The 14627-nt window shown below is 53.3% G+C and carries 13 protein-coding genes; 8 read left to right on the forward strand and 5 right to left on the reverse strand.

The genetic code is table 11. From position 1 onward, the window contains the following. Positions 1-98: 98 nt before the first annotated feature. Positions 99-248: an AcrZ family multidrug efflux pump-associated protein gene (locus tag ABK821_RS06795; RefSeq protein ID WP_138360625.1), complete on the reverse strand. Its 150-nt coding sequence runs from the start codon at positions 246-248 to the stop codon at positions 99-101. Positions 249-401: 153 nt separating this feature from the next. Between ABK821_RS06795 and modE the strand changes: the two genes are divergently transcribed. From modE to gpmA, 7 genes are all read left to right on the forward strand, one after another. Continuing rightward, positions 402-1190: a molybdenum-dependent transcriptional regulator gene (gene modE / locus ABK821_RS06800; protein ID WP_138360626.1), complete on the forward strand. Its 789-nt coding sequence runs from the start codon at positions 402-404 to the stop codon at positions 1188-1190. 67 nt (positions 1191-1257) lie between these two features. Then, positions 1258-2733, forward strand: a complete 1476-nt coding sequence (gene modF / locus ABK821_RS06805) for a molybdate ABC transporter ATP-binding protein ModF (RefSeq protein WP_138360627.1) — start codon at positions 1258-1260, stop codon at positions 2731-2733. Between the two features lie 205 nt (positions 2734-2938). Continuing rightward, entirely contained in the window at positions 2939-3955 is a 1017-nt protein-coding gene (gene galE / locus ABK821_RS06810; RefSeq protein ID WP_138360628.1) for a UDP-glucose 4-epimerase GalE, read from the forward strand. Between the two features lie 9 nt (positions 3956-3964). After that, positions 3965-5011: a galactose-1-phosphate uridylyltransferase gene (gene galT, locus ABK821_RS06815; protein ID WP_138360629.1), complete on the forward strand. Its 1047-nt coding sequence runs from the start codon at positions 3965-3967 to the stop codon at positions 5009-5011. A gap of 2 nt (positions 5012-5013) precedes the next feature. Next, the gene (gene galK / locus ABK821_RS06820) at positions 5014-6162 is read left to right on the forward strand and encodes a galactokinase (protein WP_142501642.1); all 1149 of its coding nucleotides are present in this window, start codon (positions 5014-5016) and stop codon (positions 6160-6162) included. Further along, on the forward strand, positions 6156-7199 hold the full coding sequence (gene galM / locus ABK821_RS06825) for a galactose-1-epimerase (RefSeq protein WP_138360631.1): 1044 nt from the start codon (positions 6156-6158) through the stop codon (positions 7197-7199). The genes galK and galM overlap by 7 nt, the downstream gene beginning before the upstream one ends. 332 nt (positions 7200-7531) lie before the next feature. Continuing rightward, positions 7532-8284, forward strand: coding sequence for a 2,3-diphosphoglycerate-dependent phosphoglycerate mutase (gene gpmA / locus ABK821_RS06830; RefSeq protein WP_138360632.1), 753 nt, complete (start codon positions 7532-7534; stop codon positions 8282-8284). Between the two features lie 64 nt (positions 8285-8348). On the opposite strand, the gene aroG is transcribed toward gpmA, so the two are convergent. Further along, complete coding sequence (aroG, locus tag ABK821_RS06835; RefSeq protein WP_343177891.1) at positions 8349-9401, reverse strand: 3-deoxy-7-phosphoheptulonate synthase AroG; 1053 nt, start codon at positions 9399-9401, stop codon at positions 8349-8351. A 307-nt stretch (positions 9402-9708) separates the two neighbouring features. Here aroG and zitB point away from each other — a divergent pair, with 307 nt between their 5' ends. After that, positions 9709-10647, forward strand: a complete 939-nt coding sequence (gene zitB / locus ABK821_RS06840; RefSeq protein WP_138360634.1) for a CDF family zinc transporter ZitB — start codon at positions 9709-9711, stop codon at positions 10645-10647. On the opposite strand, the gene pnuC is transcribed toward zitB, so the two are convergent. The 3 genes from pnuC to ABK821_RS06855 form a co-directional block, all read right to left on the reverse strand. Further along, a complete protein-coding gene (gene pnuC, locus ABK821_RS06845) occupies positions 10644-11363 on the reverse strand; it encodes a nicotinamide riboside transporter PnuC (protein ID WP_138360635.1) in 720 nt (239 codons plus the stop codon). The two genes, zitB and pnuC, sit on opposite strands and share 4 nt — an antisense overlap. Positions 11364-11398: 35 nt before the next feature. After that, complete coding sequence (gene nadA / locus ABK821_RS06850; RefSeq protein WP_138360636.1) at positions 11399-12442, reverse strand: quinolinate synthase NadA; 1044 nt, start codon at positions 12440-12442, stop codon at positions 11399-11401. A gap of 456 nt (positions 12443-12898) precedes the next feature. Then, positions 12899-14524: a carbohydrate porin gene (locus tag ABK821_RS06855; protein WP_343177892.1), complete on the reverse strand. Its 1626-nt coding sequence runs from the start codon at positions 14522-14524 to the stop codon at positions 12899-12901. Positions 14525-14627 lie beyond the last annotated feature (103 nt).

The following is a 14627-nucleotide window of genomic DNA, read 5'->3' on the forward strand; positions in this document are numbered from 1 at the left end:
GTACAGGATTTTCCCAGAGTAAAATTAGGGATAACCAGAAACAGATCAATTGTTGAGAGAAATAAAAACGCCCGACAAAAGCGGGCGCGGGGGAGAAATCAGTGGTTTTGCGGCCTGCTGTCTTTGCGGCCCGCGCCGGAAAGGAAGTTAAAGACTTCACCCAGCCCGTAAATTAACCCCAGGATGACGGCCATCACCACCGGCACCATGACGACAGCAAAAACCAGACTTTTCAATAGCTCTAACATGGTTGGCTCCAGAAAGTAGGAATAGCGCATTGTAACCAATTCGGCAGGAAAAACACGCCCCATTTGTGCGGCGCCTCACTGAGTAGCGCGACAGATGCATCTTGCAAGATAGCCGCTATCGGTCACAATACCCTTTTTCATCAGGATATGATTATGCAGGCTGAAATTCTTCTTACCCTCAAGTTACAGCAGCGCCTGTTCGCCGATCCTCGCCGTATCGCCCTGCTGAAACAGATTGACCAGACCGGTTCCATTAGCCAGGGGGCAAAAAACGCGGGTATCAGCTATAAAAGCGCCTGGGATGCAATTAATGAAATGAATCAACTGAGCGAACAGACTCTGGTCGATCGCGCCACTGGCGGTAAAGGCGGCGGTGGCGCGGTTCTCACCCGCTACGGGCGACGACTGATTCAGCTTTACGACCTGCTGGCACAGATTCAGCAGAAAGCGTTCGATGTGCTGAGCGATGATGATGCCCTGCCTCTCGATAGTCTGCTGGCGGCTATTTCGCGTTTTTCTCTGCAAACCAGCGCCCGCAATCAGTGGTTTGGTACCATTACCGGTCGCGACCACCAGCAGGTGCAGCAGCATGTTGAAGTGCTGCTGGCCGACGGGCAAACCCGTTTTAAAGTCGCCATTACCGCACAAAGCGCCGATCGTCTGGGCCTTAATGAAGGCCAGGAAGTCTTAGTGCTGCTGAAAGCGCCGTGGGTTGGCATGACCCGGGATCCTGCGCGAGCTCAACAGGCGGATAATCAACTAACCGGGCGTATCAGCCATATTGAACATGGGCCAGAACAGTGCGAAGTGCTGATGGCGCTCCCGGATGGTCAGAATCTTTGTGCTACCCTTCCGGTGGAACAAACGCGCGAGCTGGCGGAAGGTGTAGAAGCAATCGCCTATTTCAACGCCGATCGTATCATTCTCGCCACCTTGTGCTAACGGCATTGACATTGTGCTTGTGAAGACGTATCCCTGAAGCTCATCGCTGCAAAAAGTGGGATATAAAATGTCATTGTTGCAAATTTCGCAAGGCACGTTTCGCCTGAGCGACACAAAAACGTTAAATATTGAGCACCTCAGCGTGCATGCGGGCGAAAGCTGGGCTTTCGTCGGCAGCAACGGCAGTGGGAAATCGGCCCTCGCCCGGGCGCTGTCCGGCGAACTGACGCTGCCTGGCGGGCAGCGGCAGTGTAACTTTTCCCGCATCACCCGCCTCTCCTTTGAGCAGTTGCAGAAACTGGTCAGCGATGAGTGGCAACGTAACAACACCGATATGCTGAGCCCCGGCGAAGATGATACCGGGCGAACAACAGCGGAAATCATCCAGGATGAGGTTAAGGACGCTTCCCGCTGCGCCCGGCTCGCGGAACAGTTTGGCATCACCGGCCTGTTACCGCGCCGCTTTAAATATCTCTCCACCGGTGAAACGCGCAAAACCCTGCTGTGCCAGGCGCTGATGGGCAACCCTGATCTGCTGATCCTTGATGAGCCGTTCGACGGCCTTGATGTCGCCTCCCGCCAGCAACTGGCGGCGCTGCTGGCAACCCTGAACAACGAAGGTATCACCCTTGTACTGGTTCTCAATCGTTTCGACGAGATCCCGACGTTCGTACAGTATGCTGGCGTGCTGGCGGATTGTGTCCTTAGCGAAACCGGTGAAAAGCAGGCCCTGCTGCAACAGGCGCTGATTGCTCAACTGGCGCATAGCGAGAAGCTTGACGGCATGGCGTTACCTGAACCGGATGCCCCGGCCGCGCGGCATACGCTGGACGCCAGCGCGCCGCTCATCGTACTCAAAGAGGGTAGGGTCTCTTATAACGATCGTCCGATCATTAACCACCTGAACTGGACGGTAAATCCTGGCGAACACTGGCAGATAGTCGGCCCCAACGGCGCCGGGAAATCAACGCTGCTCAGCCTGGTCACCGGCGATCATCCACAGGGATACAGTAACGACCTGACGCTGTTTGGCCGCCGTCGCGGCAGCGGAGAAACTATCTGGGATATCAAAAAGCATATTGGTTACGTCAGCAGCAGCCTGCACCTGGAGTATCGCGTCAGCACCAACGTGCGCAACGTTATTCTCTCCGGTTACTTCGACTCCATTGGCATCTACCAGGCCGTTTCCGACAAGCAGCATAAGCTGGCGCAAAAATGGCTGGATATTCTGGGTATCGACAAACGCACCGCCGATGCCCCGTTCCACAGTCTCTCATGGGGGCAGCAGCGGCTGGCGCTGATCGTCCGCGCGCTGGTCAAGCACCCTACCCTGCTGATTCTCGATGAGCCGCTACAGGGGCTGGATCCGCTCAACCGCCAACTGGTGCGCCGCTTTGTCGATGTGTTAATTAGCGAAGGGGCGACGCAACTGCTGTTTGTATCCCACCACGCCGAAGACGCCCCGGATTGTATTACTCACCGTCTGGCGTTTATCAGCAGTGGAGACGGTTACACTTACCAGGTCGGTCCACTGGAAAATTAAGCCTGTACAGGGGTCTGCAGATCCCTGGTTTTTTCGGAATAATATCCACACAATAGAGTATCAATTTGTTTTTAAAAGACAAAAAAGAGAATTTCGCAACGCCGCCTTTGAGTGTAAACGATTCCACCAATTTGCCCTGTGTCACACTTTTCACTTCTTTGATATGCTATCTTCATCTCACACGATAAGCCTATTGGAGCGAATCATGAAAGTACTGGTTACAGGTGGTAGCGGTTACATTGGAAGTCATACCTGCGTTCAACTGCTACAGCAGGGACACGAGGTGATTATTCTCGACAATCTCTGCAACAGTAAGCGCAGCGTATTGCCGGTGATTGAGCGTCTCGGCGGGAAAAGCGCCACCTTTGTTGAAGGCGACATTCGTAATGAAGCGCTGATGACGGAAATCCTCCACGATCATGCGATTGAAGCCGTGATCCATTTCGCCGGCCTGAAGGCCGTCGGGGAGTCCGTCGCTAAGCCGCTGGAATATTATGACAATAACGTAACCGGTACACTGAAATTAGTTTCCGCCATGCGCGCCGCGGGCGTGAAAAACTTTATTTTCAGCTCCTCCGCCACCGTCTACGGCGACCAGCCCAAAATCCCTTATGTCGAAAGTTTCCCGACCGGTACGCCGCAAAGCCCTTACGGCAAAAGCAAACTGATGGTCGAACAGATCCTCACCGATCTGCAAAAAGCTCAGCCGGAGTGGAGCATCGCCCTGCTGCGTTATTTCAACCCGGTCGGCGCGCATCCGTCGGGCGACATGGGTGAAGACCCTCAGGGTATCCCCAACAACCTGATGCCGTACATCGCACAAGTCGCCGTTGGCCGTCGCGAATCGCTGGCGGTGTTTGGTAACGACTATCCGACCAAAGATGGCACCGGCGTGCGTGACTATATTCACGTGATGGATCTGGCCGATGGTCACGTCGTGGCGATGGAAAAACTGGCCGGTAAAGCTGGCGTGCATATCTACAACCTTGGCGCCGGCATCGGCAACAGCGTGCTCGACGTCGTCAATGCCTTCAGCAAAGCCTGTGGCAAACCGATTAACTACCACTTCGCGCCACGCCGCGATGGCGACCTCCCGGCCTACTGGGCGGACGCTGAAAAGGCCGATCGCGATCTGAACTGGCGAGTGACCCGCAACCTTGACGAAATGGCGCAGGACACCTGGCACTGGCAGTCCCGTCATCCGCAAGGTTATCCAGACTAAGGAACCTTCATGAGCGTATTTAACCCCGTCGACCATCCGCATCGTCGTTATAACCCGTTAACCGGGCAGTGGATTCTGGTTTCTCCGCATCGCGCAAAGCGCCCCTGGCAGGGTGCGCAGGAGACACCAGCAAAACAGACGTTGCCCGCGCACGACCCGGACTGTTTCCTGTGCCCGGGTAATACCCGCGTGACCGGTGACAAAAACCCGAACTACACCGGCACCTTTGTTTTTACCAATGACTTTGCGGCGTTGATGAGCGATACCCCTGACGCTCCGGAAAGCGACGACCCGCTGATGCGTTGTCAGAGTGCCCGTGGCACCAGCCGGGTCATCTGCTTTTCGCCAGACCACAGCAAAACGCTGCCGGAGTTGAGCGTGGAGGCGCTGGAAGGCGTGGTTAAAACGTGGCAGGAACAGACCGCGGACCTCGGGAAAAGCTATCCCTGGGTCCAGGTTTTTGAAAACAAAGGCGCAGCGATGGGCTGCTCCAACCCGCATCCTCACGGTCAGGTGTGGGCAAACAGCTTCCTGCCTAACGAAGCGGAACGTGAAGATCGTCTGCAAAAAGCGTACTTCACCGAGCACGGCGCGCCGATGCTGGTGGATTACGCGCAGCGCGAATTCGCCGACGGTAGCCGCACGGTCGTCGAGACCGCACACTGGCTCGCCGTTGTCCCTTACTGGGCGGCATGGCCATTCGAGACGCTGCTGCTGCCGAAAACACACGTCCGGCGCCTGACTGATTTAACCGACGACCGGCGCAGCGACCTTGCGCTGGCGCTGAAAAAGCTGACCAGCCGTTACGACAACCTGTTCCAGTGCTCGTTCCCCTACTCTATGGGCTGGCACGGCGCGCCGTTTAACGATGAAAACAATGATCACTGGCAGCTGCACGCTCATTTTTATCCGCCGCTGCTGCGTTCCGCCACGGTGCGCAAATTTATGGTCGGCTATGAAATGCTGGCCGAAACTCAGCGTGACCTGACGGCCGAGCAAGCTGCTGAACGTCTGCGCGCTGTGAGCGACGTCCATTTCCGCGAATCCGGAGTATAACCATGAGTCTGAAAGAGAAAACCCAAGCCCTGTTTGCTGAAAAGTTCGGCTATCCCGCCAGCCATGTTATCCAGGCGCCTGGCCGGGTTAACCTGATTGGCGAACACACCGACTATAACGATGGATTCGTGCTGCCCTGCGCGATTGATTATCAGACGGTGATCAGTTGCTCACCGCGCAACGATCGTACCGTGCGGGTGATTGCCGCCGATTACGACAGTCAGAGCGATGAATTCTCCCTCGATTCGCAGATTACCCGCCACGACACCCAGCAGTGGTCGAACTATGTTCGCGGCGTGGTAAAGCATCTTCAGCAGCGCAACAACCACTTCGGCGGAGCGGACCTGGTCATTAGCGGTAACGTGCCACAGGGTGCGGGATTAAGCTCCTCAGCTTCACTGGAAGTCGCCGTCGGCACCGTATTTCAGCAGTTGTATCACCTGCCGCTCGACGGCGCGCAAATCGCGCTCAACGGCCAGGAAGCGGAAAACCAGTTCGTCGGCTGCAACTGCGGCATCATGGATCAGTTAATCTCCGCGCTCGGTAAAAAAGATCACGCGCTGCTGATCGACTGCCGATCATTAGGCACTAAGGCGGTTTCAATGCCGAAAGGCGTCGCGGTGGTGATTATCAACAGTAATTTTAAACGCACTCTGGTGGGCAGCGAATACAACACCCGTCGTGAACAGTGCGAAACCGGCGCCCGCTTCTTCCAGCAGCCCGCCCTGCGCGATGTGACCCTCGACGAGTTCAACGCCGTCGCCCACGAGCTTGACCCGGTGGTCGCCAGACGCGTTCGCCACGTACTGACCGAAAACGCCCGTACCGTAGAGGCCGCTACGGCGCTGGAAAAAGGCGACCTGCAACGAATGGGTGAACTGATGGCGGAATCTCATGCCTCCATGCGCGACGATTTTGAAATCACCGTACCGCAGATTGATACGCTAGTGGATATCGTCAAAGCGGCCATCGGCGACAAAGGCGGCGTCCGCATGACCGGCGGCGGTTTCGGCGGCTGTATTGTCGCGCTGATGCCGGAGGATCTGGTCGAAGGTGTACAGCAGGCCGTTGCCCAGGCATATGAAGCGAAAACCGGGATTAGAGAAACGTTCTATGTGTGCAAACCCTCTCAGGGAGCCGGACAATGCTAAACCAAACAACCGGGCTGGCGCCGGACGGCCTGCCGTGGAATATCCTCACCCTGCGTAATGACGCGGGGATGACGGTCACCGTAATGGATTGGGGCGCGACGCTGCTTTCGGCGCAGGTCGCCCTGGCTGACGGCAGCGTACGCGAAGCGCTGCTCGGCTGCGCGACGCCGAGCGACTATACGCATCAGGCCGCTTTTCTCGGCGCGTCCGTTGGCCGTTACGCCAACCGTATCGCCAACAGCCGCTTCCTCCTTGATGGTCGAACCGTCAATCTGACGCCTTCCAACGAGGCTGGACATCAGTTACACGGCGGGCCTGACGGTTTCGATAAGCGCCGCTGGCAAATTGTCAGCGCCGATGATCATCACGCGCTATTCTCACTCTCATCCGCCGATGGCGATCAGGGATACCCCGGCAATTTAACGGCAACCGCGCACTACCGCCTGACTGACGATAATCGGATCTCTATTGAGTATCGCGCCACCGTTGACCAGCCCTGCCCGGTGAACCTGACTAACCACGTCTATTTCAACCTGGATGGCATACAGAGCGACGTGCGTAACCATAAGCTGCAAATTTTTGCCGAGGCTTACCTCCCCGTAGAAAGCGACGGTATTCCGGGGGGAAACCTGCAAAGCGTTGCTCTGACCGGCTTTGATTTTCGTACGCCGAAGATGCTGGCGGACGATTTCCTGCGTGATGAAGACCAGCAGAAAGTGAAAGGTTACGACCACGCCTTTCTGCTCCAGGCGCAGGGAGATGCCCAGGTTCCGGCAGCTCACGTCTGGTCCCAGGATGAAAAGCTGCAGATGACGGTGTATACCTCCGCTCCGGCCCTGCAATTCTACTCCGGCAACTACCTGGGCGGCACGCCGTCGCGCAGCGCGCAACCCTACGCTGACTGGCAAGGCCTGGCGCTGGAGAGCGAGTTCCTGCCGGATTCGCCGAACCACCCGGAGTGGCCGCAGCCGGATTGCGTTCTGCTTCCCGGCGAAGAGTACGTCAGCCTGACGGAATATCAGTTTATCGCCAGATAATGCCTCACCCTCCACGCCAGGTGGAGGGCTTTTTTCCCCTTTCGCTGAAAAATTCGTCACTTACAGACAAAAACACAACCTCTGTTTTACAAGTATCTTACACTGGGCCACTATTTTCGCTATGGTTAGGGATAAGCATTGCCGTGAGGTAAATCGTGGCAATATAATGAGAATAGTTATCAATCAATAAATATATACACTACCAATTTCGAGTCGCCTCAAAGCGGCAAATGAGCGAATCCCAGGAACATAGTGAACGATGCGACCGGGGTGAGTGAAAGTAGCCAGCGATGAGGTGACGTGAAAGATGACGTGTATTGAGGAGTAAGTGTATGGCTGTAACTAAGCTGGTACTCGTTCGTCACGGCGAAAGCCAATGGAACAACGAAAACCGTTTCACCGGTTGGTATGACGTTGACCTGTCTGAGAAAGGCGTGGGTGAAGCAAAAGCAGCCGGCAAGCTGCTGAAAGAAGAAGGCTTCAGCTTCGACTTTGCTTATACCTCTGTGCTGAAACGTGCCATCCACACTCTGTGGAACGTGCTGGACGAACTGGATCAGGCCTGGCTGCCGGTTGAGAAATCCTGGAAACTGAATGAGCGCCATTACGGTGCGCTGCAGGGTCTGAACAAAGCGGAAACCGCTGAGAAATATGGTGATGAGCAGGTTAAACAGTGGCGTCGTGGCTTCGCGGTGACTCCGCCGGAGCTGACAAAAGACGACGAGCGTTATCCGGGCCACGATCCGCGCTACGCGAAACTGACGGATAAAGAGCTGCCGGTAACCGAAAGCCTGGCGCTGACCATTGAGCGCGTTGTACCGTACTGGAACGACACCATTCTGCCACGTCTGAAAAGCGGTGAGCGCGTGATTATCGCCGCTCACGGTAACTCCCTGCGCGCGCTGGTGAAATACCTCGACAATATGGGTGAAGACGAGATCCTCGAACTGAACATCCCGACCGGCGTACCGCTGGTGTATGAGTTCGATGAAAACTTCAAGCCGGTTAAACACTACTATCTGGGTAACGCCGACGAGATCGCCGCGAAAGCGGCTGCCGTTGCGAACCAGGGTAAAGCGAAGTAATTAAATATAAAAAACCGGCTAACAAAGCCGGTTTTTTTATTTTTTAGCATGGAAAACGCTTCAGCTAGCCGCGACGCGCTTTTACCGCATCCGCCAGTTGATGCAAAAGCATATCGGTATCTTCCCAGCCGATGCAGGCATCGGTAATGCTCTTGCCGTAGGTCAGCGGCACACCGCTTTCAAGACTCTGATTGCCTTCCACCAGATGGCTTTCAATCATCACGCCCATGATTGATTGCTCACCGCCAGCAACCTGCTGACAAACATCTGCGCCCACATCCATCTGCTTTTTAAACTGCTTGCTGGAATTAGCATGGCTAAAATCGATCATAATCTTCGCGGGCAGACCCGCTTTCGCCAGGCCAACCTTCACGTCGGCAACGTGCTTCGCACTGTAGTTCGGCTCTTTACCGCCGCGCAGGATGATATGACAATCACTGTTGCCGCTGGTGTTGACGATCGCTGAATGACCCCATTTGGTTACCGACAGGAAACAGTGCGGTGCCCCCGCGGCGTTGATAGCATCAATCGCGACTTTTATGGTCCCATCGGTGCCGTTTTTGAAACCCACCGGGCAAGAGAGTCCGGAAGAGAGCTCGCGATGCACCTGAGATTCGGTGGTTCGCGCGCCAATCGCTCCCCAGCTCATCAGATCGGCAAGATACTGCGGCGTGATCATATCGAGGAATTCTCCGGCCGCCGGCAGCCCGCTGTCATTAATATCCAGCAACAGCTTGCGCGCGATACGCAGACCATCATTGATGCGGAAGCTGTTATCCATATGCGGATCGTTGATCAGCCCTTTCCATCCCACGGTGGTGCGCGGCTTCTCAAAATAGACGCGCATCACAATTTCCAGCTCACCTTTTAGCGATTTGCGCAACTTGAGCAGCCGATCGGCATACTCTTTCGCCGCAACAGGATCATGAATGGAACACGGGCCGATGACCACCAGCAAGCGATCGTCATTGCCTTTGAGGATCTGATGGATCGCTTTACGTGCATGCGCAACGGTATTAGCGGCATTCTCGGTAGCGGGGAATTTTTCAAGGAGGGCAACGGGAGGCAGTAATTCGTTGATCTCTTTAATGCGTAAGTCGTCGTTCTGATAATTCATTTTAGTTCCAGCGTTGCCATACTTATCCAGTTAAATGCAATCTCCACAATCTATCTCTTCAGCTAAAAAGTGTAAATATGATTTTACATTACGCGCAGTCCGGAGAGGGGGAGTAATGTTCTCGTTGTGTCCACAACTGGGCATCAACCCTGATAACGCAGAGGATAGAGCCCCTTCACGCAGGGCTATTGGGCCGCCAGCAGCGGTACTCACATACTATGCGGGGTACTCCTTTTTCATTTTGTTCACCTGAAAGCCCAATCATGTCATAAAGTAATAATCAGAATAATAATGTTAGAGAGAAATCATGGGGCACTCACATTCACATACTCCTGTGCGGCAAACGGACGATCATAATGCCCGGCGACTACTGCTGGCGTTTTGCGTCACTGCCGGATTTATGCTGGTTGAAATCGCAGGCGGGTTGCTTTCAGGTTCTCTGGCGCTGCTGGCCGATGCGGGCCATATGCTCACTGATACAGCAGCGCTCCTGTTCGCCTTGCTGGCGGTTCGCTTCTCCCGCCGCCCACCAAATACCCGTCATACCTTTGGCTGGTTACGTCTGACCACCCTGGCCGCGTTCCTTAATGCCATTGCGCTGGTCATCATTACGATTCTGATCGTCTGGGAAGCCATTCAACGCTTTAATCATCCTCAACCGGTTGCCGGTAAAACCATGATCATCATCGCCATAGCGGGATTACTGGCGAATATTCTGGCATTCTGGATCCTGCGTCATGGCAATGAAGGTCATAATCTCAATGTACGGGCTGCGGCTCTGCATGTACTGGGGGATCTACTTGGTTCGGTCGGGGCGATAATAGCCGCCATCATTATCCTCGCCACGGGCTGGACGCCTATCGATCCCATTCTGTCAGTGTTGGTTTCGTGCCTGGTTCTGCGTAGCGCCTGGCGTTTGTTGCAGGAGAGTATCAACGAACTCCTGGAAGGCGCCCCGCGCTCCCTTGATGTTGACGCATTAAAGCGCGATTTGCGCCGTTCAGTGCCGGAAGTGCGCGATGTACACCATGTTCATGCCTGGCTGGTAGGAGAGAAAACGGTGATGACGCTGCATGTGCAGGTGGTGCCGCCGCACGATCACGACGGCCTGCTGGAACGTATCCACCTTTTCTTGCAGCACAAGTATCAGATTGCGGACATTACGGTGCAGATGGAGTATCAGCCCTGTCGTGTCCCGGAATGCCATCTGAATATGTCGCCCTCCGGACATGGACACAATCATTAACGGGCAAAAGCGTGAGACCCGCGCTCACGCGCGCTGTTAATCCACATCCGGCTACCGTTAAGGGCGATAAACGTCAGAAGCAGGTATTCCAGCGACATCGCGTAGACCCCCTGACGCGCAAAAATAACCATGCTAATTATGTTAATAATCACCCATAGCAGCCAGTTTTCGACATATTTGCGCGTCATCAGAATCATCGCCACAATAGACAGCACCATCATGCAGGCGTCCCAGAACGGGAATGCATCCGGCTGCAGTGTCGGCATTGCTACCTGCAACCCCAGGGTTTGCATCAGCACAACGGCAATGCGCGTCAGGAAGGCAAAAACCGGGTTAATAAACGCCGTCATCAGACCAATCGCCACCACGCAGGCCGCCAGCCAGCCCAGCGCCTTTGTCAGCGGCAGCCAGCGGATTTGCAGTTCAGCCTGATTATCGCGGGTCTGTCGCGACCAGGCGTACCAGCCATAGACGTTGGCCGCGAAGAAAAAAACCTGTAACAGAAGGCTGGCATAAAGCTGGATCTGGAAGAAGATAATGGCAAACAGAGTGACGTTGATCAGCCCAAAGGCATAGTTACCGATCTTCTCCAGACTCGCCAGCCAGATGCACAACAGGCCAGCGAGGGTGCCAATGGCTTCAATCCACGACAGGTCATATCCACCGGCACCAATGGGTATGTGCACTAATATGTTCTGCGTACTAAAAAAATCCATCTTATCCCCAGAGCGTACAGTGACGCGATAATGCGTTATCTCCGAAGTGTAGCCGCAAAATCGAGCATTCTGTTCAGCGGCACCAGCGCAGCAGCGCGCAACTGCTCATCAACATGAATTTCATGTTCGCTGCCCCCCTGCTCCAGCCCTTCAGCAATCGTCCGCAGGCCATTCATGGCCATCCAGGGGCAGTGCGCGCAGCTCCGACAGGTTGCCCCTTCGCCAGCCGTAGGCGCTTCCAGCAGCTCTTTTCCCGGTACCGCCTGCTGCATTTTGTAGAAAATGCCGCGGTCGGTAGCAACAATTAGCTGATGCTGCGGCAGGGTTTTAGCCGCATTAATTAACTGGCTGGTTGACCCCACGGCATCGGCCATATCAACAATCGCCTGCGGCGATTCCGGGTGCACGAGCACAGCCGCATGCGGATAAAGCGCCTTCATTCTTACCAGCGCTTGCGTTTTGAATTCATCATGAACAATACAGGCTCCCTGCCAGCACAACACATCGGCAGCAGTCTGTTTTTGTACATAGTTGCCCAGATGGCGGTCTGGCGCCCAGATGATTTTTTCGCCCATGCTATCAAGATGCTCAATCAGTTCCACCGCAATGCTGGAGGTCACTACCCAGTCAGCGCGAGCCTTCACCGCCGCCGACGTATTGGCATAAACCACCACGGTGCGGTCCGGATGCGCATCACAGAAGGCGCCAAATTCGTCTATCGGGCAGCCCAGGTCAAGGGAACATTCCGCGTGTAGCGTGGGCATCAGAATCGTTTTTTCCGGGCTGAGGATTTTTGCCGTTTCGCCCATAAAACGCACCCCGGCAACCAGCAATGTTGAAGCGGCATGCCGTGCGCCAAAGCGCGCCATTTCCAGGGAATCGGCTATGCATCCCCCCGTTTCTTCAGCCAGGTGCTGGATTTCCGGGTCAGTGTAATAATGCGCCACCATAACAGCATCACGCGCTTTCAGGAGACGTTTGATCTTCTCGCGGTAGAATTGCTTTTCATCCACGTTTAGCGGGGCGGGTTTTGGTGGAAACGGATAGACTGCCGCTTCCGGGTCAAACATTACGCTCATCTTGCTGTCTCGTTTTTCTGGCTTAACGAAATAACCGATATAAAGCGTATCTACACCATAATCGGTCAAATTTGTTTTATATGCTAAACAAGATAGCTGATTATGCCAGGAATGTCGTGGAGAATTTAGCGGAAGAGGCCGAGGTCATGTCACTTTTGAATCCTATCTATCGCAGGTAGCAGAAAAACGTCTTTAACGTTAATACTATGCGATTAAACGGTACTCACCAGGGATATGGTCAGCCCGTTATGGCGAGATAGTGCATTTTTTTAGCTGCCCGGCTTACTCACTGCAAATGTGAAGATAGTCGTTATATCTGGTCTGTAAAAGACATGGGGCGTTCCGATCGCCCCAGACCGCGCTGAAACCTGCCGCTGGCGGACACTGAGTTTCTTTTCCCTGCCCTGTAACCTGACGACCGGTGGGTTCAACTGTTACCCGTGGTCGTACCCGACTTTACCACCATACTTCGGCCTGTACGCCCACGCTAAATTGATCATTTTTGTCATCTTCAAAAGAAACTTCAGAGATGTCGTTTTCCAGTGATTTAATATAGGTACCATAAAAACGTATTTCTGGACGAGACCTCAACATGCTGGTACCAACTTTAAAGGCATGATACAACGTGGTTTTATATCCTGATTCGTGGTATTTCTGATTGTTTGCCTCGTTGGTTTGGTTGAAATAGGCCAATTCAACGCCAGTCTGGTTGTAATCATTCCAGATATACGCAGGACGAACCACGGCCCTGAATGTTTCAAAATCAGTATGCGCGCCGGTTTCATAGCTATAGAGATCATTGCCACGGCCATAAACTAAGGCATTCGCCATAATCACATCCGGACGAAGATAAGTCTCTCCTTGCGAGATCAAACGCAGGCCGGTTCCGTTTGTATGATCGCCATAATAATATCCGTTATATCCATAATCAGGGTTTGAATCTGAAATATGCATAAATCCGCTGGCAATGGCGTTGTTAGCCGCCTGGATGACAAATTCGTTAAACCCACCATTGTCAAAATTCTGTCGCACAAGCCCGGTGATCAGCCATGCATCTTTCATGTCAAAATAGTTGTCAGATTTAGATATGTGATCTTTATTTGGCATATTATACCGACCATAAACGCCTAAGGTTGCCTTATCCCATAATGGAATATCATGGAAACGCATATCGATGGCATTGGTATTCACCTGTGTCGTGCTGGAATAATCCTTTGAATACAGATCCAAATCTTGACGCAACAATGCTATGTCCAGTTTACCCACACCTACATTAATATTCTCCAGTCCAACGGCACCAGCAGAATCTGCTTTATGTGCTTTCCAGTCCAGCATCTGGATTTCATAGTTCTGCAAATAATGTTTCCCTACCCAAAAGTTGGCCTCAGGAAGCGATGGGATAAATCCTGTGGTTGTAATATACATATCTGAGAACTGCAATATATTATCTTTATTGGTATTAAACGATCCATTACTATAAGACTGGCTGACATTGCCGTCCAGCCAAACAACTGCGTTTACCGTTTTGCCATTCTGAGCGTAGACTCGTTTATCCAGAATTAGATCAAACCATCCTCCATATTCATTTCCGAAACGCCCCAATGCGCCAATAGCATAAGATTTGGGAACACCGTGGCTTGATGTCGCCCATCCGGTACGAAAATAGCCGCTATAATTAAAGCCAAGATCATCTTTGACATATTTACTAATATCTGCCAGCGTCATGTCCTGAGCGGATGTAGCGCCGGTCACTTTTGTTGCACTCCCGCCTGTAGTTGCTGCTACAGATGTCGACACGGTTGCTGTCGGCACTGTCTGCGGTTTTTTGTTCAGTTTATCGCGAGTACTGTTAGCAATGCCGGTATCAGCCGTCCCGGTTGTTACCGGTTGCCGATCAAAAAAAACTTTATATTGCTGTAACGCTTTCCTCGTGGATTGTAGTTCCTGTTTATTTTCCGCCAGTTCCTTTTCTAATAATTCCAGCCGTTGCTCAATGGTGAGTTTGGCTGCCATAGCACTATTAGACACAATAGCTGAAGAAATTAGTAATACAATGGATTTCAGCTGAGTGTTTTGGATCATAACAATATCCTTACAGTGTTGTTATTTTTTGCAATAAGAAGAACGCCTGACGTTTTTAATTTACGTCTGGTATCCTGTAAATAACTTCTGCTCACGCGGTTTC

It is taken from the genome of Klebsiella sp. KE9456 (assembly GCF_043832615.1).
GTDB classification, from domain to species: domain Bacteria; phylum Pseudomonadota; class Gammaproteobacteria; order Enterobacterales; family Enterobacteriaceae; genus Klebsiella; species Klebsiella indica.

Excerpts from the sequence above, each read along its gene's own strand:
- aroG (WP_343177891.1), bottom strand. The coding sequence starts at position 9,401 with ATGAATTATCAGAACGACGACTTACGCATTAAAGAGATCAACGAATTA.
- ABK821_RS06855 (WP_343177892.1), bottom strand. The coding sequence starts at position 14,524 with ATGATCCAAAACACTCAGCTGAAATCCATTGTATTACTAATTTCTTCA.
- galM (WP_138360631.1), top strand. The coding sequence starts at position 6,156 with ATGCTAAACCAAACAACCGGGCTGGCGCCGGACGGCCTGCCGTGGAAT.
- pnuC (WP_138360635.1), bottom strand. The coding sequence starts at position 11,363 with ATGGATTTTTTTAGTACGCAGAACATATTAGTGCACATACCCATTGGT.
- galK (WP_142501642.1), top strand. The coding sequence starts at position 5,014 with ATGAGTCTGAAAGAGAAAACCCAAGCCCTGTTTGCTGAAAAGTTCGGC.
- ABK821_RS06795 (WP_138360625.1), bottom strand. The coding sequence starts at position 248 with ATGTTAGAGCTATTGAAAAGTCTGGTTTTTGCTGTCGTCATGGTGCCG.
- galE (WP_138360628.1), top strand. The coding sequence starts at position 2,939 with ATGAAAGTACTGGTTACAGGTGGTAGCGGTTACATTGGAAGTCATACC.
- modF (WP_138360627.1), top strand. The coding sequence starts at position 1,258 with ATGTCATTGTTGCAAATTTCGCAAGGCACGTTTCGCCTGAGCGACACA.
- galT (WP_138360629.1), top strand. The coding sequence starts at position 3,965 with ATGAGCGTATTTAACCCCGTCGACCATCCGCATCGTCGTTATAACCCG.
- gpmA (WP_138360632.1), top strand. The coding sequence starts at position 7,532 with ATGGCTGTAACTAAGCTGGTACTCGTTCGTCACGGCGAAAGCCAATGG.
- modE (WP_138360626.1), top strand. The coding sequence starts at position 402 with ATGCAGGCTGAAATTCTTCTTACCCTCAAGTTACAGCAGCGCCTGTTC.
- nadA (WP_138360636.1), bottom strand. The coding sequence starts at position 12,442 with ATGAGCGTAATGTTTGACCCGGAAGCGGCAGTCTATCCGTTTCCACCA.
- zitB (WP_138360634.1), top strand. The coding sequence starts at position 9,709 with ATGGGGCACTCACATTCACATACTCCTGTGCGGCAAACGGACGATCAT.